This window comes from Liquorilactobacillus aquaticus DSM 21051 (assembly GCF_001436755.1).
In the GTDB taxonomy this organism is placed as follows: domain Bacteria; phylum Bacillota; class Bacilli; order Lactobacillales; family Lactobacillaceae; genus Liquorilactobacillus; species Liquorilactobacillus aquaticus.
In genome coordinates, this window is sequence record NZ_AYZD01000035.1 from 13,107 (window position 1) to 37,334 (window position 24,228).

The 24,228-nt window shown below is 36.9% G+C and carries 25 protein-coding genes and 1 other annotated feature; of the genes, 17 read left to right on the top strand and 8 right to left on the bottom strand.

What is annotated here, in order from left to right; translation table 11 throughout:
• Positions 1–330: 330 nt before the first annotated feature.
• The 6 genes from FC19_RS11080 to FC19_RS11105 form a co-directional block, all read right to left on the bottom strand.
• On the bottom strand, positions 331–594 hold the full coding sequence (locus FC19_RS11080; protein WP_057876997.1) for a hypothetical protein: 264 nt from the start codon (positions 592–594) through the stop codon (positions 331–333).
• Between the two features lie 685 nt (positions 595–1,279).
• Positions 1,280–1,738, bottom strand: coding sequence for an SRPBCC family protein (locus FC19_RS11085; protein WP_235809381.1), 459 nt, complete (start codon positions 1,736–1,738; stop codon positions 1,280–1,282).
• A 41-nt stretch (positions 1,739–1,779) separates the two neighbouring features.
• Positions 1,780–2,601: a helix-turn-helix domain-containing protein gene (locus FC19_RS11090; protein ID WP_057876999.1), complete on the bottom strand. Its 822-nt coding sequence runs from the start codon at positions 2,599–2,601 to the stop codon at positions 1,780–1,782.
• Between the two features lie 112 nt (positions 2,602–2,713).
• A complete protein-coding gene (locus FC19_RS11095; RefSeq protein ID WP_057877000.1) occupies positions 2,714–3,022 on the bottom strand; it encodes a hypothetical protein in 309 nt (102 codons plus the stop codon).
• A gap of 5 nt (positions 3,023–3,027) precedes the next feature.
• Positions 3,028–3,756 (bottom strand): ABC transporter permease, encoded by a 729-nt coding sequence (locus tag FC19_RS11100; protein WP_057877001.1) that lies wholly within the window; start codon positions 3,754–3,756, stop codon positions 3,028–3,030.
• Positions 3,753–4,652 (bottom strand): XRE family transcriptional regulator, encoded by a 900-nt coding sequence (locus FC19_RS11105; protein ID WP_057877002.1) that lies wholly within the window; start codon positions 4,650–4,652, stop codon positions 3,753–3,755. Before FC19_RS11105 ends, FC19_RS11100 begins: the two co-directional genes overlap by 4 nt.
• Before the next feature lie 396 nt (positions 4,653–5,048).
• Positions 5,049–5,301 (top strand) — a binding site (T-box leader).
• 54 nt (positions 5,302–5,355) lie between these two features.
• Here FC19_RS11105 and FC19_RS11110 point away from each other — a divergent pair.
• From FC19_RS11110 to FC19_RS11135, 6 genes are all read left to right on the top strand, one after another.
• Positions 5,356–6,474, top strand: a complete 1,119-nt coding sequence (locus tag FC19_RS11110; protein WP_057877003.1) for a 5-methyltetrahydropteroyltriglutamate--homocysteine S-methyltransferase — start codon at positions 5,356–5,358, stop codon at positions 6,472–6,474.
• Between the two features lie 243 nt (positions 6,475–6,717).
• A complete protein-coding gene (locus tag FC19_RS11115) occupies positions 6,718–7,002 on the top strand; it encodes a DUF2089 family protein (RefSeq protein ID WP_057877004.1) in 285 nt (94 codons plus the stop codon).
• Positions 6,995–7,285 (top strand): hypothetical protein, encoded by a 291-nt coding sequence (locus FC19_RS11120; protein WP_057877005.1) that lies wholly within the window; start codon positions 6,995–6,997, stop codon positions 7,283–7,285. Before FC19_RS11115 ends, FC19_RS11120 begins: the two co-directional genes overlap by 8 nt.
• 133 nt (positions 7,286–7,418) lie before the next feature.
• On the top strand, positions 7,419–8,246 hold the full coding sequence (locus FC19_RS11125; RefSeq protein ID WP_057877006.1) for an aldo/keto reductase: 828 nt from the start codon (positions 7,419–7,421) through the stop codon (positions 8,244–8,246).
• A gap of 560 nt (positions 8,247–8,806) precedes the next feature.
• Positions 8,807–9,925: a glycosyltransferase gene (locus tag FC19_RS11130; protein WP_057877007.1), complete on the top strand. Its 1,119-nt coding sequence runs from the start codon at positions 8,807–8,809 to the stop codon at positions 9,923–9,925.
• Positions 9,926–10,021: 96 nt separating this feature from the next.
• Positions 10,022–10,702: an MgtC/SapB family protein gene (locus FC19_RS11135; RefSeq protein ID WP_057877008.1), complete on the top strand. Its 681-nt coding sequence runs from the start codon at positions 10,022–10,024 to the stop codon at positions 10,700–10,702.
• A gap of 117 nt (positions 10,703–10,819) precedes the next feature.
• On the opposite strand, the gene yjeM is transcribed toward FC19_RS11135, so the two are convergent.
• Together yjeM and FC19_RS11145 are read right to left on the bottom strand one after the other, a co-directional pair.
• Positions 10,820–12,379, bottom strand: a complete 1,560-nt coding sequence (gene yjeM, locus FC19_RS11140; protein ID WP_235809382.1) for a glutamate/gamma-aminobutyrate family transporter YjeM — start codon at positions 12,377–12,379, stop codon at positions 10,820–10,822.
• A gap of 202 nt (positions 12,380–12,581) precedes the next feature.
• The gene (locus FC19_RS11145; protein WP_057877009.1) at positions 12,582–13,157 is read right to left on the bottom strand and encodes a sigma-70 family RNA polymerase sigma factor; all 576 of its coding nucleotides are present in this window, start codon (positions 13,155–13,157) and stop codon (positions 12,582–12,584) included.
• A gap of 232 nt (positions 13,158–13,389) precedes the next feature.
• Between FC19_RS11145 and FC19_RS11150 the strand changes: the two genes are divergently transcribed.
• The 11 genes from FC19_RS11150 (at position 13,390) to FC19_RS11200 (ending at position 24,124) form a co-directional block, all read left to right on the top strand.
• Positions 13,390–14,142, top strand: a complete 753-nt coding sequence (locus tag FC19_RS11150) for a hypothetical protein (RefSeq protein ID WP_057877010.1) — start codon at positions 13,390–13,392, stop codon at positions 14,140–14,142.
• A gap of 307 nt (positions 14,143–14,449) precedes the next feature.
• Positions 14,450–15,406, top strand: coding sequence for an LCP family glycopolymer transferase (locus FC19_RS11155; protein ID WP_157061327.1), 957 nt, complete (start codon positions 14,450–14,452; stop codon positions 15,404–15,406).
• A 406-nt stretch (positions 15,407–15,812) separates the two neighbouring features.
• On the top strand, positions 15,813–16,481 hold the full coding sequence (locus tag FC19_RS11160) for a sugar transferase (protein ID WP_057877011.1): 669 nt from the start codon (positions 15,813–15,815) through the stop codon (positions 16,479–16,481).
• Between the two features lie 279 nt (positions 16,482–16,760).
• Entirely contained in the window at positions 16,761–17,528 is a 768-nt protein-coding gene (locus FC19_RS11165) for a YveK family protein (RefSeq protein ID WP_057877012.1), read from the top strand.
• Between the two features lie 13 nt (positions 17,529–17,541).
• Positions 17,542–18,303 (top strand): CpsD/CapB family tyrosine-protein kinase, encoded by a 762-nt coding sequence (locus FC19_RS11170; RefSeq protein ID WP_057877013.1) that lies wholly within the window; start codon positions 17,542–17,544, stop codon positions 18,301–18,303.
• A gap of 145 nt (positions 18,304–18,448) precedes the next feature.
• A complete protein-coding gene (locus FC19_RS11175; RefSeq protein WP_057877014.1) occupies positions 18,449–19,456 on the top strand; it encodes a glycosyltransferase family 8 protein in 1,008 nt (335 codons plus the stop codon).
• A gap of 22 nt (positions 19,457–19,478) precedes the next feature.
• On the top strand, positions 19,479–20,210 hold the full coding sequence (ispD, locus tag FC19_RS11180; protein ID WP_187327555.1) for a 2-C-methyl-D-erythritol 4-phosphate cytidylyltransferase: 732 nt from the start codon (positions 19,479–19,481) through the stop codon (positions 20,208–20,210).
• A gap of 3 nt (positions 20,211–20,213) precedes the next feature.
• A complete protein-coding gene (locus tag FC19_RS11185; RefSeq protein ID WP_057877016.1) occupies positions 20,214–21,266 on the top strand; it encodes an NAD-dependent epimerase/dehydratase family protein in 1,053 nt (350 codons plus the stop codon).
• Positions 21,267–21,288: 22 nt separating this feature from the next.
• Positions 21,289–22,104: a LicD family protein gene (locus FC19_RS11190; protein ID WP_057877017.1), complete on the top strand. Its 816-nt coding sequence runs from the start codon at positions 21,289–21,291 to the stop codon at positions 22,102–22,104.
• A 10-nt stretch (positions 22,105–22,114) separates the two neighbouring features.
• On the top strand, positions 22,115–23,104 hold the full coding sequence (locus FC19_RS11195; protein ID WP_057877018.1) for a glycosyltransferase family 2 protein: 990 nt from the start codon (positions 22,115–22,117) through the stop codon (positions 23,102–23,104).
• A gap of 15 nt (positions 23,105–23,119) precedes the next feature.
• Complete coding sequence (locus FC19_RS11200) at positions 23,120–24,124, top strand: glycosyltransferase family 2 protein (RefSeq protein ID WP_057877019.1); 1,005 nt, start codon at positions 23,120–23,122, stop codon at positions 24,122–24,124.
• Positions 24,125–24,228: the final 104 nt, after the last annotated feature.

Consider the following 24,228-nt stretch of genomic DNA (forward strand, 5'->3'; position numbering starts at 1 on the left):
GCTGTTTTTTTTTGCGTGAATTTTGGCTTAAAAAATAATTTCTATAAAGATAAACAGCTTAAAGATGACCAATTCCTAATAATTGTAGTTTCTCCCAAACAATGCTGCTTCTAAGCAGTTCAATAAATGGTCGTGTAACATAGTTGATAACATTTAAGTACTAATGTGTGATTGCGTAAATGATGTATTTTTTGCTATGAGTAATTCAAAGTCAGACGGAGAATTTTGAAATATGGAACACATTTAACGAAATCAATAAAGGAATAAATAAGGAACTGGATCAAAATTTAACTTTTGATCCAGTTCCTTATTTAGGAAGATGATGAAATTTTATTTTGTTTTATCCGAACTAAATACTGGTCTCACCAGCATGCCTAGTAAGAAAATCCCAATGACACTGACGATCATGCCGGCAAGAAAACTGCCAGCCAAGAAAATTCCCAGAGCTGTTGTTGCAAAAAGTCCAAAAATGGTCAAAAAGATACCTAATTTTTGAGTTAAATTAAGACGTGCGAAGTCGCGATAAAATCCGACTTCCAGCATTAAAACACCAATTACAGCGATTGTTCCAAAAAGAATATGACCAAAGATCATAATATTTCCCCCCATATTAAGAATTAGAATTGTGCACAAAGTATATCAATTTTAAAATAAATACGTCAAGCATTCTTATCATGAGTAATGTTGATTATAAAAACAAGACGGAGGCCATCAAGGAAGAAGCCAAGATTTCATGCGGTCTATTGGGAATGTTTTATCCAATAAGTGTAATCGCTTGCAATAAAATCAATATGCTATATAATACAGAGTGTAAGGGGTTATAGCAAACGCTATAATCGAAAGCCACAACATTATGCTTGCATAGTAGTTGGGCAAAAGAAGCCGTCGCGAGATGGTTAGAAAAGAGGTTAGAGTTTGACTATCCCTTATTTATCAGCAGTCCAGCGAGATAATTAATAAAATTGATGATGATTTTGAAGAGATTTAAGGTTGTTAAAGATTAAGTTAGTTAGATCGAAAGAAAAAAAGGAAAGTGTGAAAAGCTTAAACTTTATCTTGCTGGACTGTTTTTTTTGTATAATACTAAATCTCCACAAACAGAAAAAAACAAGGGGCAACCGACTATAAACCGGATGCCCCTTGTTTTTGAAAGAGAAAGTCATTAAAAATACTAAAAAGTTTTACTCTGGTTTCATAAATAATTACTAAGCAGACAAGCTCAAGCAACAAAGAACCTAGATATTCGCAAAACTTAAATTGATTGTTGAAACGTTAAGCATCAATCTTGGTACGCGAGGACTTCAACTAAATTTTTTAGTCCATTCAAGTTTTGCTTAAAAGCATGCTTAGCAATAGGAGCCAGCAGACCAGCCGGTAAGGATAACGGCGTTTTACTTTTCAACAGTAAGGTTTGTGCAACGATTGTTTGATCGTCGGCACCGGTTAATTTGAAGACGAGATCATACTCTAGTCGACCTTTTGTACTATGATAGGTGATGCTGTCGGTTGTTGTGGTGACAGACAATACCTCTAGCTGATTGAGTGCGGAAGAAATACGTCTAATGTGAAAATGATTTTCTCCTGCTTTAACACTCTGAATCTCTGGTATCCATTCAAGCAGGCGCTGCGGATTTTTGAGCACGTTTTGAATGGCCTCGGGCTTAGTGTTGATGGTGATCAGGTTTGTAAATAATTCTTTCATAATGTTGTAACTCCTCTCAGTTGATGATCTAATCATAGCTAAAAGGAGCAGTCACCAAAAATAAGAGTTCTTATATTTCAAAAATTGCGAAAAATATTTTCGTCGAAGAGTTCCTCAAAGAGGGTGGCACGTTCTTCAGATTCAGCTTTTTGATCGGCATCGTTAAGCTTCTGCGCGGTTTTTGCCAGTAAGTAATAGATATTTGCCAGCATGTAATGCGAATCGTGGGCTGTGATGAAGTCGATTCCAGCTAATAACCGCTGAACACACTTTTCATAGTCCAGCTTCTGATAAGCAGAAAAGGCACTCAAATAATAAAGGATATTAAGATTAGCCGAGTAGGGTGTGCTTTCCAATCCAATGAATGCCTGCTTGTATAAGCGGTCTTCTTCGGTAACATTGCTGTTTTTAAAAAAGGCCAAGCTGGCTAGACAGAGACGATCGAGTGTGCTTAAAGGTGTGCCTGGTTTATGTTCTGCTAGAGCAAGCTTAAGTTTTTCGCTAGCACGCTCTGTTTTTTTAGAAGTTTGAAATTCAGCCACGGCCAGATAATAATAATAAGATTGCGTTTGTGCGGGTGTTTCAATTGCAGAAAGTACAGCGGGTGATTGCAGAAAAGTTAATAATTCAGTATATTGATGTGCATTACATAAGGAAATGAGCCGCTTATTAAAGTCCATATTGCCAGAAATAGCATAATTTTTCGCCAAGCTTAAAGATTCGAGGTTGATTGTCAGCCGCTGACAAAGAGCAATAACAAGTTCAACATTTGGACTATATTTGTCATGTTCAATACTTGAAAGCATTGCTTGCGAACAGATTCCGGTGCTTACTTCATTTTGCGTCATGTGTTGTTCTTTGCGTGCGTTCAGCAATATTTTCCCGATAGTTGTTTCCAAGTCTACTCACCACCATAACTGTTATTTTAATTATTATAACAGTTTAAACGGACTTGAAATGAATTTCCGCAAGGTTGCTCCAAGAACTTGCTTGTTTTTCGGTATCTGCTTTTTATTTATGCAGAAGTTCTTCTTTCCCCGCATTGTAGCCCTTGATGTATTCCAAGATCTCCGAGACGCGCCCATTAACTAACTTGTTAGTCAATTTAACTAATTCTTCGGGATAATGGCGGAATGCATGCTGTGTCTCGTAATCTCGGCGGGCTTGCTGATAGCCAAGTTGATAATCATCCGAGGTGTTCTGCTGATATGAACAGTTTTTATAGGAATGCTCGGTTTTTGACCAGTCGGGTTCGTTGTACGTCTGGAAGTTTCCCCGTTCGTAATTTTCTTTTACATAGTCATGTAAATGCTGCATCATTTGACTTACCTCGCTTTCTTAATCAATTTAAACCACAGGATGAGAAGAAACGGCAGGAGCGTGAGACAGAATGAAAGGCAAAACTTTGTTAGATCAGGAGTGAGTGCAGACTGTTCAAGCAGATGCCGGCTAAGGGAATATAAATAATAACCCGGAAATAGTTTTTGAACAGAAGTTATGAAATGTGCAAAGCCATTATTGATGAAAGTGTTAAAAGGCACAATAAAGAGTGCGGCAACGATCATCAAGGGTGCTCCGCTGGCATCAAGTGCTGCAGTCTCCATGATGAGTCCCAGGACAAAGCCGATGATACTGTAATAGACTCCAAAAACGTTCAAAAGTATCAGCGAGATCAATAATGTCATATCTAAACTAAGCGTCCCCAACAAAAGCCCAATGATAACAATAATGACCATGATCATACTGTTTAAAATCAGTTGTGTGATAAGCTGATCTGCCATAAAATGCCATATTGAGTAGTGCGAGAGCTTAGCTTTAAACAGGTAAAAGCGACTGCCGTTGTTGATGCGTTTGCTGAAGGTCACGATAGAATTTCCTGCGATCCCCATTAAACATGCTACTAAAAACCAATTGTATTTGATTGTTTGGCCGACTTGTTGATCATTTTTCAGAAGATTAAGCATGAATAAATACCAAAAGCAGGGGATGATAATTGTAAAAAAGACAAAACGGCGATTTCGCAAAACCTGCTTTAACTGAATCAATTTAATCATTTTACGTGTTCCTCCTCATTGTTGAATTGGCGGTACCATTGTTCAATCGTTTGATTGTGACTATGAATCTTATCGACTGAGACATCTTGCATAATTTTGCCATCCTTCAATAATAGAACACGAGAAAAATACTTGTCTATCTGATTAAAATCATGGGTGATCGTGATAACGCAGCCGCCAACATGGTCCAAGTAGCGCCAGAAAAAATCGATTGACTCCAGATCCATTCCGACAGTTGGCTCATCTAAGATCAACAATTTAGAATCGCGCAAGAGAGTAAGCAGAAGGGATAAGCGCCTTTTTTGCCCGCCTGAAAGCTTACCGACAAAGGTGTTCTTCTGTTTCTCCAGACGGAATTTGCGGATGAGCTGTTCAATGAATTCCTCGGAGTAGACTTTATCAATCAATGCAGCTAACTGAACTTGTTCAATAACTTTGAGATCTTCCATCAAAACATCATCTTGAGTCATGACATTGAGATCATCCTTATTATTAATGTAACTTGCAACACGGCCGGTGTCAGGCTGCAGTTCGCCGTAGATGACTTTGACGAGAGTAGATTTTCCCGCGCCATTGCTGCCAAGGAGGGCGATGCGGTCTTTACCGTAAATATTCAGATCGATCCCATTCAAAACTGGCTGTGCGAATGCTTTCGTTAAGCCGCTGATTTTAAGGATCAGATCGTTCATATTATCCTTACCTAGGATCAAGAAGTCTAAACTGACACCCAGAATTTCACTTAAAGTGATCAGCTTATCAATGCCTGGTTCATTCTCACCGTTTTCCCATTTTGAAATGGATTGGCGTGAAACATATAATTTACGTGCGAGGTCATTTTGGGATAGCTTCTTTCGCCTTCGCAACGTTATTAATTGATGTGAAAAAATATTTTTCATGATTATGTATTAACCTCCTGTTGAATACTTCTTCAATTATCCATAAGAATAAAGCTAAGTAAATATCTATCCTGTCTATTTATGGATGCTGAGCACGCAACTTGAGGTTGCAGTGTCGATCTAACAGTGTTTGAAAACGCTAATCGAATAAACTCAGCATAGTAAGAACGAGCTTGAACAAATTGAATAAAGAGAGGGCATAGATCAGCAATCCTGCTTGAAACAAACGATATACTTTATGTGAAAAGAAAATTCAGCACAGAATTACTCCTAAAAAGAAATTGAAATAGTTTGATCCTATTAAAACAATTTTTTGAAACAACTGCCTAAAAAGATTTACTTGACAAATGTTTTTTCGAAAGATAGAATGTTAAATCAATGAGAGAATAATAATAATTTAATGCAATGAAAAGATGAGTAACGATCAAGGTTGTCTCAAGAGAGCTCATGCAATGATGAAAGTGAGCGGTAATTTGATAGTGAAAATGGTCTTGGAGCGGTATGTTTTCGAGCATTTGCAAGGAAGCATTGTGTGGTACGCATTAACGTACTGGAGTATAGTGCAATATGCACCCGTACTCTCAGAGTTGTCTAATGTGAATTAGACAAAACAAAAGGTGGTACCGCGACTGTTTCGTTCGCCCTTGGAATTTTATTTATTCCGAGGGCTTTTTTTGTATTAAAAATTAAAGGAGAGAGATTAATGACAAACGCAACTAGTGTAACACAATATCCCTGCAGGTATGATACCGCAGGCAGTTTCTTAAGACCCGAAAGGTTGAAACAAGCACGGGCAGCTTTTCAGAATGGTAAGCTTGAACAAGCAACACTGACTGCGATCGAAGATGAAGAAATTAAAAAGATTGTCGACAAGCAAGTGCAATTAGGTTTAAGGGATGTAACCGATGGTGAATTCAGACGCAGTTGGTGGCATTTAGACTTTTTTGACGGTTTAAAGGGTGCAGAATTTTTTGAGCCGGACCATGGCTTTATTTTCAACGGGCAAGAGACCAGAAAAGGCGGGGTTAAGATCACCGATAAGCTTGCTTATAATCCAGATCATCCATTTTTTGCGGGCTTTGAATATTTAAACAGCATCGTCCCTGAAGGTGTGGTCGCAAAACAGACAATTCCCAGCCCATCTGTTTTCTTCCCCAATAAGGACGCTGAAGTTTACGATGAACATTATCAATATGATTTAGAAGCATTTTTGGCCGATGAAATCGAAGCCTATCAAAAAACTGTCCAGCATTTCTATGACCTTGGTTGTCGTTATCTTCAAATTGACGACACCTCATGGGGAATGTGGGCAAGTTTTTCAAAAAATGTGATCAATCCCGAGCTAAAACCATTATGCGAAGCGGCAGTTAAGGCTATCAACGCTATCGCGGATAATAAGCCGGATGATCTTGTCTTGACAATGCACGTCTGTCGCGGTAATTATGATTCAAATTGGGCAGGCGCTGGTGCGTATGATCCAGTTGCGGACTACTTGGCCCAGCTGCATATTGATGGTTATTTCTTGGAATATGATGATGAACGTTCAGGCGGTTTCGAACCATTGAAGAAGATTGCTGACAATGGTCGCTCCCAGCGCGTAGTACTCGGGTTAGTTACGACTAAGAAACCAGCATTGGAAGACAAGACGTTATTAAAAGAGCGAATTGCCGCTGCTAGTCAGTATATTGTACTGGATGATTTATGTTTATCTCCACAATGTGGTTTTGCTTCGACTGAAGAAGGAAATCATCTGACCGAAGATGATCAGTGGAAGAAAATTAAGTTAGTGATTGAAACAGCAAAGGAAGTTTGGCATAGCTAAAACGTCCAGTAATTTCTGAATAAATTTAAGCAAAAAACATCTTCAAAATCAGCGACAACGCATGCTGATGAAGATGTTTTTTTGATCGCCTCAGATTTCAGATCGAAAAGACTGGACAAATAAGTGATGGATTGAGGTCTTATGATCAATCATGGTGAATTAAATGCTTTTTATTAAATTATATTTGACTTTTTATTCAACAATGTTAATATTAAATAAATAATGTTAAAGGAAGGGCGAAAAATGGATTGGTTTATCACATTAGAACCTGAGGATCAGGAATTTATTAAGCAGCTTGTCGTGGCCTCAGGTTCTCTGAAACAATTAGCTAAAATTTATGAGGTCAGTTATCCAACTGTCAGGATGCGTCTCAACAAGATTATTCAAAAAATTGGTTTGCATGACCAGCAGGGGGATGATGTTTTTGTGACCAAAGTTATGCAGATGGTAATTGATGAAAAAGTTTCTTTAAGTGTGGCTAAGGAACTGATTCAGGTTTATAAGGAGGAAAAAAAGAAAGATGTTTAATTTTAAAGGTTATTTATATGCGTTGTTGTTTGTTGTCGTTTTACATATTTTGGATCGTTATTTACCTAAATGGTTCGGTGCGCTTCCAGGAGTAGTCTATTTAGTGTTTATTCTTTATAAGATGTTTACACAAGGCTTCACTTTGCCAATGTTCCTTGTCTTGATCGGTGGGGAAGTAATTTTAAACGGAATTTGGTTTGAAGCAATTGAGGCGCGAAATAAGAAGACAAAAAAAGAACTGGAGAAGATGAAGGCGAAGGATATCTCAAGCAAGTCACTGTAGTCTAAGTCATCCTAACAACTTATTAGTTTTAAGACTAAAACTCAAGCCGCTTTCCTCGTTATTTTTCAATGTAAATGAGATAATGTGGTTGCTGATCGATTCAATCTGAGCGATATTCTAGAGGAGGAATTTTATGTCAATTTTAACGGATACATTTACTTTGAACAATGGAGTGAAGATTCCAAAGGTTGGTTTTGGTACCTGGCAGATTCCAGATGGAGAACAAACTTATGGTGCTGTTGCGGCAGCTTTGAAGGCTGAGTATCGCCATATTGATACGGCTAAGGTTTACCGTAATGAAAGAAGTGTTGGGAAAGCTATTCGCGACTCAGGTATAAAACGCGAGGATATTTTTCTAACATCTAAACTGCCCGCTGAAACAAAAACTTACACTGGGGCAATGGAAGACTTTCGCTCGACGATGGAGGCACTTGATGCAGACTATCTTGATTTATATCTAGTTCATGCTCCATGGCCATGGGCTGAAAAAGGTGCAAACTACGACAAGGAGAACGTTGAGGTATGGAAGGCGATGCAGGATATCTACGCTGGTGGAAAAGTTCGAGCGATCGGAGTTTCTAACTTCAATGCTCATGATCTGCAGAATATTCTGACAGATGCCAAGGTAAAACCGGCAGTTGATCAGATTCGATACTTCGTTGGCTATACGGAACCGCAGACAACTAAGTTTGCCAAGGATAATGATATTTTGGTTGAGGCGTACTCCCCATTAGCAACTGGTGGTATTCTACAAAATGCAGCTATTAAGGAAATAGCGGCTAAATACGATGTCAGTGTCGCGCAGTTAGCGATCAGATTTGTTCTGCAAAATGATGTTTTGCCGCTGCCCAAGGCTGCTCATGAAGAACATATTAAGAACAATGCCCAATTGGACTTTGAGATTTCCGTGGAAGATATGTTGAAGTTGAATGGACTGACCAAGACAGATACCGCTGTATAAATTAAAAGACAAATAGTTTATAGAGGCTGTTTTTATAGAATGAGAGAAGCTCGTGACATAAGATTACCTTGTCATGGGTTTTTTTGCTAACGACAAGTGATGAATTGAAGTGGTCCCAAAGCAACTAAGTGGTTAAGACTATATATTTCGAAGTGGTTCGCATGCGGAAACACTTTCTTTGACAGCGCTTGCGATGCGCGGTATTCTGAGTGTAGAATACCTAGATAATTAAAGATTGTAGTTTTCTTCTTGATGCTGTCGTTGCAAGTATGGCAAAGTGAAAATCCCAACTAGAACTTGCAGTATCGTGCAAATCTCGATTATAAATTCAGCTAGTAGGAGCCCTCTCGGTGTGCAAACTTGGAGGGTTTTCTTTTATAATTTAAGACCTGCGGAAAATGTCCATAGAACAAAAGAAGGCAGTTATTTTCCTGAAAGAGTGCAGACGAAAAAAGACAACCTTTTGTGAATTATTAATATAGGAAGAAATGCGCAGAAATTTTTTAGCTAAGAGCACCATCCAAGCATATCCTAGCATACAAGTCAGGAGTGAGTTGCTTATGAATATTTTAATTTGTATTGAAAACCTGCAAATGGATGGCGTCAAAAGAGTGGCAACCGTCGTTGGCAATAAGCTGGCTGAAAAGCACAATCTCGCCTATTATTCGTTGTCGACTAATGAATCATTCTTTCATTTAGAAGCTCCATTGATAAAAGCTAAGCATCCGGTCAATTCTGGTAAAAGTTTTAGTGAGGACCGTCCGCTTCAGAGAAATAGCCAACAGATTAATGATCTAGTAGCGACCATTGAAGACATGAAAATTGATCTCGTTGTCCTTACGGCCGGTCTTTTTACAAGTTTTGCGCCATTGATAAAAGAAAGAGTACCTGCAGTTAAGCTTGTTGCATGGATGCATAACAATTATAAGACATATATGGAACAATATTATAAGGGAATGAAGGCCGAACTTTTAACGGGGCTCGGAGCTGTTGATACAGTGGTAGCTCTAACAGAGCCCGATGCAGTTGAATTTGCGAAACATAATCCGAATACAGTGAGGATCCATAATCCTGTCACCTTGGAAAATAATGGCAGAAGCGAGTTAACGGAAAAGGTCATTATCTCAGTCTGTCGGCTCGATATTCAACATAAGGGTCTCGATTATCTCTTAGAATTAGCGGCGCTTTTGCCGGATGATTGGCAGATAAAATTGGTCGGTGAAGGAAACGATAAAGAATGGTTGGAAAGTAATATCGAGGTTAAAAAACTGGGCAAAAAAATTCTTTTCCTAGGTCCACTGTCGGGCCATGAATTGCAGGAATGTTACCGAAAAGCCTCAATTTTCTTAATGACTTCCAGATGGGAAGGACTGCCTCTGGTAATAGGGGAAGCAATGAACTTTGGGCTCCCGATCGTTAGTATGTGGAACACGGGAGCACAGGAATATCTCCAAAAGGGAAAGTACGGCGTTTTAACTAAGGATCATGATGTGATGGATCTTTACAGGCAAATGCTTTCCTTGATGAACAGCTTGCTTAACCGACAGCATTTTAGTGAATTATCACTGCGACGTGCACGCGACTTCAGCTTGGAGCGTATTGTTAATGAATGGCTCTTTCTTTTTGAAAGTTTAGACGGGCAGGAAAATCCAGAGTCTAAAGCGCACTTTGAGTTGTGAGATAGAATAGCAAGAAATTTTTTTCTGAAGCAGATATTAAATGATAATGGATACGGTGATAAGCATATCGAGGGCAGGAGATGGAGATGATCGCTGATGGAAACACAAATAGATTACTTTTTAAGACTGCTGGAAGCGGCGGTCTATGGCGGACTAGTGGGCTATGAACGCCAACTCCGCTTGAAGTCAGCCGGTATCCGAACCCATATGCTGATCGCACTAGGAGCTGCCTTGATGATGATAATTTCAAAATATGCCTTCTTCGATGTTTTAAGTTATTCTCAAGTGGACTTAGATCCTTCAAGAGTTGCTTCGCAGGTTGTTAGCAGTATCGGATTCATCGGTGTTGGGGCCATCTTGACGTATCGACATGGTGTTGAGGGCCTTACTACCTCCGCCAGTATCTGGTGTGTGACTGCGATCGGCTTGGCTGTCGGCGCGGGGATGCACTTGCTGGCACTTTTTGCTACGGTATTGATTTTATTAGTTCAGATCTTATTGCATCAACGGAACTTTTTAGATGGTTTGCCAGGTTCACTGGAGGGGCGTTTGATCGTCCATCTAAAAGGTGATACGCAGATGATGGAAAAAATCGTTAACGAATTGAGGAATAAAAAGGTCAAGAAATTACAGGCGATCGTGTTGGCGTATGATTCTGAAAACTTGATTTTCAAGCTTAATTTTACTATCCAGCGTGAAGAGGAATTGAGTTTCATTGTGATTTCTCTAAGCCAGTATGAGCAAATTACGGAAGTCGAGAATGTGAAAACATTGTGAGCCTTTAGCTTTAAGAGCTCGCGTCAGTGTTCAAGTGACTAAAATATATGGGTGAAAATAATCCTCTGAGTCAGACTAAAAAGTCAATTCAGAGGATTATTTGTTGTTTATTATTGATTAAGCGTTCTTGTATTTATAGATTAGATACAGCACATATCCGATCAATCCGAATAAGATCGGTCCAACGATCTCAAGAAAAAGATCCCAGTATTGCTGAGCTGAAATCGACGAAACAACAGTTGCGCCAATTCCAACGATCAGCAGGATATCTGTTAGCCCAACGACCAGGTAGGTTAGCGAACTGCTTTTGAAGAAGATGAAATCCTGCTTGAGCGGATTCTTGAATTTAAAGAGCGCAAAAGCGGTCACTAAGAAGAGATAGGGCAATGTTGACGAGATATTATCCATCAAGGTCAAGACATTGTAAAAGCTGACTGCAGTTTTGCCGCCGAAGGAAGTTAGTGCCAGTAAGATCGAGACGATAACTGCTTGTCCCCACATGGCGTTGGCGGGCATTTGATGCCGATTAAGCTTAGTTAATGACCGCGGCCATAGTGCTTTTGGCGTTCCGAGAATAAAGGACTTGATCGGCATGAAAGCAATCACGAAGAAGGAGCCGCAATAGCTCAGCAGCATCATGAAGGCCGCAAAACGAGCACACCAAAAGCTAAAAGTCGCAGCCATGTTGTCTAATCCAAGCGAGACCGCAAGCGTATAACCAAGGTTGCTCATCAGAACGTAGGTCGTGTTGCCCAGATTGACTGAAGAATCACTGAAGGTCTTGGTCCAATTGGCAGAAAAGCCCCACATGAAGATGAAGAGGGCATAGACGGCGGTGATCGCCAGTGTTCCCAAGCCCATTGCGATCGCGAAGTTTTTCTTAGCGTTTTTCATTCGGTCGGAAACACCACCCAGGGCTTCAATCCCGGCATAAGCATAGACAGCGAAAATCACGAAGGAGACAGTCTGGCTCAGTGATTGATAGCTTTTGCGCGGGGAGACAAAGAGACTCTTGGGCAAGTGAACCGGCTGTGCCAGCTCAAAATGATTTGCGATCAGAACAATGAAGCTGATAACGAAGAAAAAAACTGTGATCGCTACGGCTGCTAATCCGCCAATTGCGGCTAGATGGACGATTTTACCCAAACCTTTGGTCGAGATGAAGGTGATCGTGCAAAAGAAGATAATGCTGATCAGTCCGAGTGTTGTGGTCGAGTCGAGTCCGAAAAGCCGCCAAAGATCGGTACGATCCGCACCCGAAAGAGTTGTAGACAGCATGATCCAAATTTTTGAGACAGTTGAAACGATCAAAATGATCCAGGATGCCAGCCAGACGAAACCGCCGATAAAAGCCCACTTGGTACCTAAGGACCTTTGCAGCCATGAATAAACACCGCCGGGTTCATTATGCAGCGCGGAACCGAATTCGGCGAACATCAAGGAAGAGGGAACGAAGAAGAGCAGTGCGGCAAGAATATACCAGATGATACCGGCATAACCCATCGTGTAATATGCGATCGAAGTGTTATCGAAGGCAAAAGTCGATGTAAAAATCATCAACATCATGCTCATCAGCGTCACTTGCTGTACGGGAGTTGCTTTTTTTGTCAAAGGATTCACCTCGTTGGGATAAATAATAGCTTGATCAGAAAAAACGAGATTCCCCCATTTTTTCACTAATCATGCTCAAATTTTACACCAAGATAATGTATAAATAAACTTTATTTTCCATTAAAATGCATTTTTAAAAGCTTTGAAACTAAAAAACGCAAAAAAATGCATAGATATAAAAATCAAAGAGTGTTTATTGTCGGTAAAGCCGCTCGACAAAAATAGGAGACAGTTCGCTAGAGTCTGATCCCTTATACAAACGGCAAGTTTACGCGGCAGATAGTTCTTCTGCCAGGAGATACCTGGCTTTTCTTTGAATGCCAGCACGCCAATTATAGATCGTTTGCCGTGAAACGCCATACATTTTTGCAATCTCAGTCATCGATCTCATAAAGACAAAGCTTTGACGCAGATATTTTGCTTCATTTGCGGTACATTTTGCAAGCAGATGTTCGTAGAGTTCACAGTTTAAAGTTTCATCTTCAAGATCAAGTGTGGCTGGATCGGCAGCTTCGAAGGAGAGTTCGAGACCGCTCTCATCGGCTGACAAGATACTTTCCATACTAAGGCAGTTGGAGAGATGCTGTTGTTCCTTGCGCAGAATATCCAGTAGACGCCAACGGATCCGCTGGTATGCAAACAGCATCAAGTCACGTTCATTCTCTGCAGTAGGATGCAGCTTTTTATAAGCCTGATAGGCTTCAGTGAAAATGATCCGACCTTCTTGAAGAAGATCTTGGTATTGGGGATGCATCGGGGTAACATGCAGGCGCTTGAGAACACCATAGATCACACGTTCCCGTTCTTCGGACAGTAAAAAGTCAAATGCAGCTGTGATTGTCATAATTTGATCACTCCATTACTTGTAAGATTGATCCAAGGCCTTGAACCATCCTAATGATATTAGATTAAAAGTTATGTTTAAACACTGAAAGAAAGCGCTTAGACAACTAGCGCAGAAGTGTAAATAAAAAAAGTTAGAAAATTTTTTTAAAAAAATGTGTAAAATTTCAAATTTAACGTATCTATATATTGAACCAGTTCACAAAAACAAAAATAGGAATGGGGAGTTGCACATGTACAGAAGAATTGTCGAAGTAAATACCAGTAGGATCGAAGATATTATTGCATTGGGGGAATTCGATCAGGATATCGAGATTCAAAGTAGGAGCACACTGTTGGTTCTCGATTGCCAGAAATATAATATCAAAAATGTTAAATCAATCGTTTTTGATATTCATAAGGGAATCTGCTTATCAAACTACGAGACAAAGAAGCTTGTTAATCGGTATGTTGAACGAAATGCGGTGACGTTTGCCTTCACGCGGGCAATGGTTCGCTATATGGATTTTAAGGGCATTTTACCGTATGTCTATGGCGAAACAATCATGATCCCATTAACCGGGGTGACACAGCGTTCGACGGATTGGTTTTTTCTGAATAACGTTTCAAGCTATATTTTTAGCAGTTCAGAAAACAAGGTCATACTTAATTGCGAAAAAGTCTTCAACATTGCATTCAAAATTGTTATTGAGACTAACCCTGCGTTTTGCAAGCGTGCGATCGGATTCGCTAAGCAAATGTACGAACTTGAGAATCAGTTGTTGTGCAAGCTTATTGCTGATTTCTATCCGAGCTGCCCGCTGCCCAAATTTTGCATGCTTGAAAATGATTCTGATACCAGCAAGAAGATACACGATTTTAAAGAAGACTACCATAAGATGTTCACAAAATACATTCTGCAGGCACAAGATTTTAGCGATCCAACAGATGAACTGCTTACTGAGATTTATACGGAAGTGAAAAGGAGGATGAATAGGTTAATGTAAAAGCAGCACGGAATTGAAAAGCGCAGTAGCTTTCCCCAAAACAGACCTCTTAAAGGCGGTCTGTTTTTAGTTTGCTGTAAAATTATTCGATGATGACCAAAAAAAAAGTAACGAAAAGCGTACCTTTTTGAGTAATATAATGTGGCTTGAAACGAAAATTCTTAATTAAGCATAAAAATTAGCGCTTATGGGTTGATTATTGAAAGGTGTGTATAAGAAAGGGAATTCTCTTTTAACTAAAAAAGTGTTAGAATCAATCTGTGTGGTTGAAATAATTGATAAATTAATTTAGTTTGGAGTGACTTTCTTGGCAAAAGATGAAAAGATAAGACATCGTCATCATCACCGAAAGGGAAAGAAAAAGGTTTGGAAGTACATTGTGGGCTTTTTGGTTCTCTTTTTTGCAGTCGATGCCTTAATTATGTACAAGATGTACAGCGATGCAAAACAAGCAGTCGATACTACTTATAATAAGGTAAAACATAATAGTGGTCGTGACAGTGACAAGAGTATTAACGCGGGTAAACCGTTCTCGATCTTACTCTTAGGAACAGATACTGGAGAATATGGTCGTACATATAAGGGCCGTTCAGATACAATTATGGTCGCCGTTGTTAATCCTAAGACGGAAACAACAACACTAGCAAGTATCCCGCGGGATACCAAGGTCGCAATTCCTGGGCATGGGTTTAATAACAAGCTTAATGCAGCCTATGCCTATGATGGGGTCAGCGGTGCGATGAACATTGTTCAAAGCTACCTGAATGTACCGATCGATCACTATATTGAAATGAATATGGGCGGTTTAGTCCAGCTCTCATCAGCATTAGGCTCGATCAAAGTCAATAATGACTTAGACTTTACCAATTCAGGGATACATTTTCCAAAAGGTGAAGTCACGATTAACAAGAATAATATTCTAGCCTTCACTCGGATGCGTTATCAGGATCCACGCGGTGACTATGGACGTCAGAAACGCCAGCGTGAAGTATTAAGTGGTCTGGTCAAGAAAATTACGACCGTGAATGGTGTCATGAAGTATCAAGATATCCTATCCGCACTTTCAAGTAACATGAAGACCGATATTACTTTCGATCAGATGAAGACGATCGCAAGCAAGTACCGCAAGGCTGATAACGTCAAGCAGCTTCAGTTGCAAGGCGAAGGTAAAACGATTGACGGTGTTTCCTATGAGGTTGTCCCACAAGCCAATCTTAATAAGGTCTCACAGCAATTACGGACAGCATTGGATCTGAAAAACTAGAACATGCGCAGTTAGAGGCAAAAAGATAACAGAATAAATCAAGTACTAGTATGGAGTATCGCGCAAGACGATACTCCATTTTTGTGTATTAAAAATACGAATAAGCGAGTTTAACTGGTGTAGTTTAAATCTGATTGTCATTGATGATGAAAATAATAGAAATATTTTGTAAACAAAATTTAATTTTAATTTTAAAATATCTGTAATATTAATGAATTAACTAATAAAGAATCTTATATTAATCATTTTATAAAAAATAAGCATCTTTTTGCTCAAAATTGTATTTTTGTTAACAATTGTATAATTTTTTGTTAAGAAAGGTATTTAAATAAAAAGATAGAGCGTGTATAATCAAAACGTATTGTTGTTTAATGTATAAAAATTAATCTTTAGGGGAGCAGTGCTTATGCAGAGAAGTCAGTTCAATGAATATCAGACCATTCATTTGGACCGCTATCAAATTGATCATAGGTATGTTTATAGGACGTTGAAACGCGTAGGGGATTTTGTCTTCAGCTTGGGAGGATTAGTAGTCCTTTCGCCTTTGTTTTTAGTGGTGGCACTGTTAATCAAGCTGGAAGATCATGGGACCGTTTTTTATAAACAGAAGAGGTTGGGCCGTGGCGGTAAAGTTTTTTACATGTATAAGTTTCGTTCAATGTGCATGGATGCAGATGAGAAACTGGCAGAGCTGAAAAAGTATAATGAAGTAGATGGTGCAATGTTCAAGTTGAAGCACGATCCACGAGTTACGCGAGTTGGTCATTTTATCAGAAAAACTAGTATAGATGAACTGCCGCAGTTGTGTAATGTTTTAATGGGCCACATGAGCTTGGTGGGACCGCGTCCGCCTCTGCCCAATGAAGTTGCTCAATACAGCGACTACGATAAGCAACGTCTTTATGTTACCCCAGGCTGCACGGGACTATGGCAGGTCAGTGGGCGTAATGAAGTTGGTTTCAAAGAGATGGTGGCATTGGATCTCAAGTATATCCAAAAAAGCAACTTATTATATGATTTAGCAATTATTTTAAGAACGATTAAAATTATGATCGTGCCAAATGGAGCATATTGAAGTTTAATTCAAAAATATTAAGCGTTAACTATCAATTTTGAATAAATAAAGTTTTATTTGTATTTGATGTTTTTTGCAAAAAAAATAATGTAGTAAATTTAGAGGGAAAGTGTACTAGAGTTTAATGGAGGCTTATTAATATACAGTGGTGGCCTTTATAAGGAAACAATTGTATAATTGCATAGTGTAGTTTGTGTTTAAAAATATTTAGGAGACAACTCGTTCTCTGTGTCATTAGAAAAACGTTTTTATATTTTAATTAATTGAAGGAGTAAATTAATGGTTGAGAAAAGTAACACTGAAGCGACAATTGATATACAACAATTATGGGGGCTATTACGTAAAAATATTATCAGTTTGGTTATATGGATGTTGGTGGGGGGGATCTTAGCATTTATAATTTCCTTTATATTTATGACACCTAAGTACAGCGCAACAACTGATATTTTAGTCAATCAAAAAGTCGATAACGCACAGATGCAATATAATGTACAGCAAGCCGATTTACAGGCTATTAATACATATAAGGATGTTTTGAAAAAAGATGTGGTGCTATCGCCAGTACTGAAGCAGATTAGACAACAAGATAACTATAAGGGTAATTTAGAAGATCTGCAAAACGCGATTTCAATTGAAAATCAAACTAATTCACAAGTTTTAAGTGTGACAGTACTTGATAAAAATGCCTATACGGCTGCAGATATTTCCAACACAATAGGTAGCGTGTTTAGTAAAAAGATCAAAAAAATGATGAAAGTTGATAATGTCACTATAGTAACCAAAGCAACTGCTGATACAACGCCCGTTTCTCCTAATAAAAAGCTGAATATTTTAATTGGAGTGGTTCTTGGATTGATTATTGGTATGGCCATTATTATCATTCGTGATTTACTTGATACAACGGTGAAAGATGAAAAATATTTGACTAATGAGTTGGGATTAGTTAGTTTGGGAGCAGTTAGCCATATGAGCAAGAAAACAAATAGACATGCTGTTAGTGTGCTGACAAACAATGGTCAAAGTGTTATGACACGTCGACGTGTCTAGGAGGGAAAATTTAATGCTAATTTTTAACAAAAAAAAGAAAAAGCAGCTCTCAAATGATTCTATGGAAAATGGGGTCCATATGATTACTGCAGCGGCCCCTAATTCAATCATCTCAGAACAGTTCAAAACGATTCGTACTAATATTCAATTTTCGAATGCTGATAAGACTTATAAATCTTTAATGATGACCTCAAGCTTTGCATCAGAAGGTAAGTCGACTGTTGCTGCAAATTTGGCGGTAACATTTGCAAAACAAGGTTTAAAAACACTTTTGGTTGATGCTGACATGCGTAGACCTACAATTAATGCCACCTTTAGCATTGCAAATCCTAAGGGTTTAACAAATTATCTGACTGATCGAGATTTTGATATTAATGAAGCAATTTATGAAACATCGAATGATAATTTATATGTTATGCCAAGTGGACCAGTGCCACCTAATCCGGCGGAATTACTTAATTCTAAGAGAATGGATGCTTTGATTGATTCTTTAGAGAAACAGTTGGATCTTGTCATCTATGATGCTCCACCAGTACTATCTGTTACTGACGCGCAAGTTCTTTCTACCAAAGTTGATGGTACAATTCTAGTGGTTCGTCAGAATATTGCTGAGAAAGAGGCTGTTCGACGTACTATAGATTTACTAAAACACGTAAAGGCTAACATCATAGGTACACTTTTGAATGATGTTGAGACCTCAGGAAATACCGGATATTATGGGTATTATGGGTATTATGGAAAAGATGATAAGGAAGTTCGAAAACAAGGCAGATAACCAATCTTTTTTATCGTTAAGACAAGACCTAGCTTATTTGTTGAGAAGTATAATGCAGGCTTGACTTTTTAGAATTTTTTTGAGGAGTAAAGAATAGGGTATGCCAAGCAGTATCTATATACTTGAGGTGAGGTAAAAATATTTTATGAATAGTAAGTCAAATTATGAGATTGTGTATGCTTCAGATGACAGTTTTGCCAGTGTACTAGGTGTGTCTATTTTTTCTCTGTTTTATAATAATGAGTGTGCTAAGAATATTAATCTAACTATTTTAGATACCAATATCTCACAAGAAAATAAATTAAAAATTGAAAATGTATGCAGAAAATTTAACAGGTCGCTGCCAAGATGGATAAAAGCTGTGGATGTAGAGAAGATATTAGGCATAAATGTTAAAGCCGATAGAGGTTCTTTGAGTCAGTACGCAAGGCTTTTTCTACAGCATGATTTCCCACTGAATATAAATAAAATTTTATATTTAGATTGTGACACTATGGTTACCGGAAGTCTTGATAAGTTATGGTATATGGACTTAGGCAATAACATAATTGCTGCACTTAAAGATGCTTTTAGCAAGTATTATCGTAAGAATATTAACCTTAACTATGAAGATATAATGTTCAATTCTGGAGTGATGCTGATTGACTTACAAAAGTGGAGAGAATTTGAGATTGAATCTAAGTTAAAAGAATTTTTGATGAATCGTAATGGAAAGGTACAGCAAGGAGATCAGGGTGTCTTGAATAGTATTTTGAGCAAAAATACAGTTGTGCTTGACCCCAAATTCAATTTGATATCTATATTTTATGATTTGAATTATAAAGAAATAGAAATTTACAGAAAGCCTGTAAATTTCTATACTGAAAATGAAATTGATTTGGCAAAAAAAAATGCAGTTATTGTTCACTTCACAAGTAGTTTTAGTACACAGAGGCCTTGGATTAAGGGATGTAAACATGCATTACTAGGAGAATGGCTTAACTACAAAAGATTGAGTCCTTGGAAAAATGACCCACTTAGAGTAGACGATCAAGGTTTAATAAAAAAGTTAATCAAATTTATGTATTTGCACTTGCCTGATTATGTTGCTCTGAAGATAGCTGGAATTTTTCAAATTTATTTGAGACCTTTAAAAAACAAGTTTTTTTTATAATATAATTTATAGGAGATGTAACATTTTGAATATAGCGGTTATTTTTGCTGGTGGGGTTGGAAAAAGAATGCATAGTAAAGATTTGCCAAAACAATTTCTAAAAATACATGATAAACCAATTATTATGCATACTTTAGAAATTTTCGAAGCAAATAGACAGATAGACGCAATTGTTATTTCCTGTGTTGGTGATTGGATAGGTTATTTAAATGAATTAATTGATAAATATAATTTACATAAAGTAAGGAAAATTGTTGAAGGAGGAACTACAGGACAAGAGTCGATTTTTAACGGTTTAAAGGCGGCAAAGCATATTTCTAGTAGTGATGAAGATATCGTGCTGATACATGATGGGGTTAGACCACTTATAAACTCAAAAACAATCGATGATAATATTGATTCAGTAAAAAAGAATGGTTCGTCAATAACTTCTGTAAAAGTTAAAGAAACTGTTTTACTTGTGGATGAGAATGAAGCAATAGAAAGCGTACCGAATAGAGCTCATTCAAGATTAGCACGAGCTCCACAGAGCTTTTATTTAAAAGACATTATTAGTGCTCATCGGAGAGCGATTAAAGAAAAAAAATTTGACTTTATTGATTCATGCTCAATGATGCAATATTATGGTAAAAAATTGTATTTAGTAAATGGACCGCAAGAAAACATAAAAATTACAACACCAGACGATTTTTACACTATGCGTGCTTTACTAGATGCAAAAGAAGACGCCCAAATTTATGGAATAGGAGGGTAGCTTGTGGTCAGTGTACTAGAGAATGATATGTCAGATTTAAAAAATAGTGATTTAGAATTTTCAAAATTTAAGGAGAAGGTCTTCTTTATTACTGGGGCTACAGGATTAATTGGTTCGTTGTTGACGAAATCACTACTGTACCTGAATCAGACTATGAACTTAAATTTAAGGGTAGTAGCAGTTATCAGAAATCAAGTGAAGGCTGACAACATCTATAGTAATTTTCTAAGTAATGATGCACTTAGTTTTTATAAAAGCAATCTGGGTGTTGATAGAGTTGACTATTCTGGAAATATAGATTTTATTATACATGCCGCTTCGGTAACTGCTTCTAAAGTGATGGTCACAGACCCTGTAGGTACAATTCGGACTGCAGTTGGCGGAACTCAAGAAGTTTTAAAGTTTGCTAAGCATTGTAATGTTAGTTCAATGGTGTATATATCCTCAATGGAGGTTTATGGTCAAGTAGATCAATCAGATAAAATTAGTGAAAAAAGTTTAGGGTATGTTGATTTATCTAATCCTAGATCGTGCTACCCTGAAAGTAAAAGAATGTGTGAAATGCTTTGTACAGCATACTGTACTCAGTATGGCTTAAAAGTAACTTCAGCGAGATTGGCTCAAACTTTCGGTGCAGGAATTCTGAAGGGTGAAAACCGTGTATTTGCACAATTTTCTAGAAGCGCTTTAAAAGGTGAAGATATCGTTTTGCGCACACTAGGGCTATCTGAGGGAAATTATGTTTATACAATGGATGCGGTAAGAGCAATATTAATTTTACTAACGAAAGGAAGAGCAGGAGAGGCTTATAATATCTCTAACGAAAAGAGTCACATTACTATAAAAGAAATGGCTAAACTAGTAGCTGCTAATTTTTCTAATGGAAAAAGTCAAGTTGTGGTGGATGCTCCTAAAGGTGAGAATTTAGGATATGCACCAGATACTAAAATATGGCTCGACAGTGCGAAAATTAAATCTTTAGGTTGGAGCCCCAAAGTTGATTTATTGGAATCTTATTCCAGAATGATTAAATGGATGAAAGAAAACGGTTTTTAATTTAGTTTTGGGGGATGAAGACATGTCACAAGAGAAGAAGACTCTTAGCAGTGAAAAGATAAAAAAAATAGAACTGAATTTATTAATAGAATTTGGAAATTTCTGTCGGAAATATAACTTGTACTACACATTAGCGGGAGGAACCTTATTAGGAGCAATTCGACATCAAGGATTTATTCCATGGGATGATGATATTGATGTAATAATGCCTAGAAAGTCTTATAACCTTTTTATTGAAATGTGGGATAAAAATAAAGAATCTTCAAATTCTCTTAAACTTTTGTATCCGGGAAAGGAAGAGTATAGTTATCCCTTTGCAAAATTGTGTGACCGCAAAACTATCGCTAAAATGACAGACGGTACAACAAAACACGGTATTTGGATTGACATATTTCCACTAGACAATATACCGGATAAAAATAGCATTAATAAGCTATTTAAGAAAGCCAGGATATTGAGAGCAGTAGCGATTTCGATGAACACGGATTTTAAGCACGTTAAAATTGATTATAAATTAATTCCAAAGTTAGGATTAAAGATTTTTTCATTAGCTATAGGGAAGAAAAATGTTCTGCACTTAATTGAAAAGAATGCGGAATCGTTTAATAAAAATAAAGAGAGCCATTACATTGGTGGAGTGGTATGGGGATATGGGATTGGAGAAATAATGAAGAAAAGTGATTATTTGAAACCAGTTAAAGTTGCTTTCGAGGGTCATGAATTTGTTGCTCCTTCCTGTTGGAAGAGCTATTTGTCAGGGTTGTATGGCGATTATATGAAACTGCCACCTGTAAAAGATAGAAAAAATCATAGCATAAAGGCGTGGAAATTAGACTGAAGGGAAAAAAATGAATAAATTATTAACAGTAGTAATACCAGCATATAATGTTGAACAATACTTAGATAATTGTATTTCAAGTTTTTTAGACGATGAAATCAATGATAAAATTGAGATTTTAGTTGTAAACGATGGCTCAAAAGATAGGACGGCTGATATAGCGTTAGAGTACCAAAAAAAATATCCTGAAACTGTCAGATTAATCACAAAAAAAAATGGAGGACACGGATCGACTATTAACACAGGTAAAAAGTATGCGATTGGCAAGTATTTTAAGGTAGTTGATGGTGATGATTGGGTAGATACTAATAACTTTATAAAATTTGTCAATTTGTTAGCTTCTAGCACATCAGACGTTATTTTAACTCCGTTTGAAAGAATTAATAATGAGAATCAAGTTAAAAAATTAATAACGACTGACAAAATAAGCCCTAAAAGGCAATATATTTTTGAAGAAGTAATTGACAAATTAGGCGATTTTTATCAAATACATAGTACAACTTTTAAAACCTCAATAATAAAAAGAATTACCGCGATTACTGAGAACTGCTTTTATGTTGATCAACAATATATAACGTTTCCGATTGGTTATGTTAAAACTCTTGAGATGCTTGACCTCGTTGTATACAAATATCGTGTAGAAAATGAGAATCAAAGTGTATCTTTAAAAAATTATCAAAAAAACATAAAAATGCTAGAAAAAGTCGCGCTGTCAATAGTTTCATATGTAGATTCAATTGAACTGAGTACGAACAAAAAAAATTTTTGTATAAAAAGAGCCGCAGGAATAACACAGAAAGTAACGCATGTGTGCTTATCCATGAAAGAGAGAAGAAGTTCGAAGATTGAATTATTTAGTTTTTTGGATAAAATAAAGAAAAGCAATGTTGAAGTGTACAATGATATTCCAGGTCTTGAATTTCAGTTATTAAAAAGTAGCAATGGGTTGTTGTATTCTCCTATAAACATAGTTGGTCGTTTAAAAAGAAAAATTTTGTAATATTGGTGATAATTAATGGAAAATATTGAAATAAGTGTAATCGTTCCAGTTTATAATGTTGAATATTACATTCATAATTGTGTAAAGAGTATCTTAAATCAAACTTTTAAAGATTTTGAATTACTATTAATTGATGATGGTTCTACAGACAATTCAGGAAAAATTTGTGATAGGTATGCTAAACGATATTCAACCGTTAAGGTCTTCCACAAAGTAAACGGAGGTCTATCTGATGCAAGAAATTATGGTATGAAATTAGCAAAAGGAAAATATTTTGTGTTCATTGATTCTGATGACTTTGTAGAACTAAATTATTTAGAAGTTTTGTTTAATTTAGTAAAAAAATATAATGTACAGATGGCTTGCTTGAACTCTGTAAGGGAGTATAAAAGTGATTTCAATTTAGTGGGAAAATATATTGATTCAAATAATATTGAAGGAGTTATTGATAAAAAGAAGGCACTAAAAAAAATGCTGATTCGGGACGGCTTTGGAGTAAATGCATGGGCTAAAATTTACTCCAAAAAGTTATTTAAGGATGTAGAGTATCCAAAGGGTAAATTGTATGAAGATTTACAAACTGTTCCTTATTTAGTTGCAAAATGTGATAAAGTTGCTTTTTCAAGTTTGAAACTTTATCATTATGTGAAAAGAAATAATAGTATTTTGAATAGGCAATTAACAAATACGGATTTGACACTAATAAGCTACTTGTCAATTTTGGGAGAGTATTTAGAAAAAAATTTCCCGGATTTAATTGAAGCTTTTGAATATCGCTACGTATCTGATGTTTTAAAAGTTTTGATAAATAGGGCAGTTTTTCTGGAAAATTATCATGAGGTATTAGAAAGAATTTTTATGCAGAATGTAATTTTTTGGAAGAATGCTAACTTTAATGTATTTTTAAGTAAAAGAGAAAAAATTCAAATTTATGTAGCTAAAAATTTCCCGAGATTATATAAGAATATCATAAAAATAGTAATATACTCTATAAAAGTCAAAAATAATTACAAATCATAAAGCTGTTAGAAATGATAGTGCAGTTTTTACGTAAATATTTTGAAAGGAAAAATTATGAATTATAAAAATTTTTTGAAAGATTTTTTGTTTATATTTTCATTTAT

Bases quoted from the DNA above. Each gene is read 5' to 3' on its own strand.
- FC19_RS11085 (WP_235809381.1), bottom strand. From the start codon at position 1,738: ATGATTAGATCATCAACTGAGAGGAGTTACAACATTATGAAAGAATTA.
- FC19_RS11115 (WP_057877004.1), top strand. From the start codon at position 6,718: ATGGATTGGTTTATCACATTAGAACCTGAGGATCAGGAATTTATTAAG.
- FC19_RS11200 (WP_057877019.1), top strand. From the start codon at position 23,120: ATGGAAAATATTGAAATAAGTGTAATCGTTCCAGTTTATAATGTTGAA.
- FC19_RS11165 (WP_057877012.1), top strand. From the start codon at position 16,761: ATGGTTGAGAAAAGTAACACTGAAGCGACAATTGATATACAACAATTA.
- FC19_RS11120 (WP_057877005.1), top strand. From the start codon at position 6,995: ATGTTTAATTTTAAAGGTTATTTATATGCGTTGTTGTTTGTTGTCGTT.
- FC19_RS11175 (WP_057877014.1), top strand. From the start codon at position 18,449: ATGAATAGTAAGTCAAATTATGAGATTGTGTATGCTTCAGATGACAGT.
- FC19_RS11190 (WP_057877017.1), top strand. From the start codon at position 21,289: ATGTCACAAGAGAAGAAGACTCTTAGCAGTGAAAAGATAAAAAAAATA.
- FC19_RS11170 (WP_057877013.1), top strand. From the start codon at position 17,542: ATGCTAATTTTTAACAAAAAAAAGAAAAAGCAGCTCTCAAATGATTCT.
- FC19_RS11100 (WP_057877001.1), bottom strand. From the start codon at position 3,756: ATGATTAAATTGATTCAGTTAAAGCAGGTTTTGCGAAATCGCCGTTTT.
- FC19_RS11095 (WP_057877000.1), bottom strand. From the start codon at position 3,022: ATGATGCAGCATTTACATGACTATGTAAAAGAAAATTACGAACGGGGA.
- FC19_RS11130 (WP_057877007.1), top strand. From the start codon at position 8,807: ATGAATATTTTAATTTGTATTGAAAACCTGCAAATGGATGGCGTCAAA.
- FC19_RS11105 (WP_057877002.1), bottom strand. From the start codon at position 4,652: ATGAAAAATATTTTTTCACATCAATTAATAACGTTGCGAAGGCGAAAG.
- FC19_RS11160 (WP_057877011.1), top strand. From the start codon at position 15,813: ATGCAGAGAAGTCAGTTCAATGAATATCAGACCATTCATTTGGACCGC.
- FC19_RS11150 (WP_057877010.1), top strand. From the start codon at position 13,390: ATGTACAGAAGAATTGTCGAAGTAAATACCAGTAGGATCGAAGATATT.
- FC19_RS11125 (WP_057877006.1), top strand. From the start codon at position 7,419: ATGTCAATTTTAACGGATACATTTACTTTGAACAATGGAGTGAAGATT.
- FC19_RS11135 (WP_057877008.1), top strand. From the start codon at position 10,022: ATGGAAACACAAATAGATTACTTTTTAAGACTGCTGGAAGCGGCGGTC.
- FC19_RS11080 (WP_057876997.1), bottom strand. From the start codon at position 594: ATGATCTTTGGTCATATTCTTTTTGGAACAATCGCTGTAATTGGTGTT.
- FC19_RS11145 (WP_057877009.1), bottom strand. From the start codon at position 13,157: ATGACAATCACAGCTGCATTTGACTTTTTACTGTCCGAAGAACGGGAA.
- FC19_RS11195 (WP_057877018.1), top strand. From the start codon at position 22,115: ATGAATAAATTATTAACAGTAGTAATACCAGCATATAATGTTGAACAA.
- FC19_RS11110 (WP_057877003.1), top strand. From the start codon at position 5,356: ATGACAAACGCAACTAGTGTAACACAATATCCCTGCAGGTATGATACC.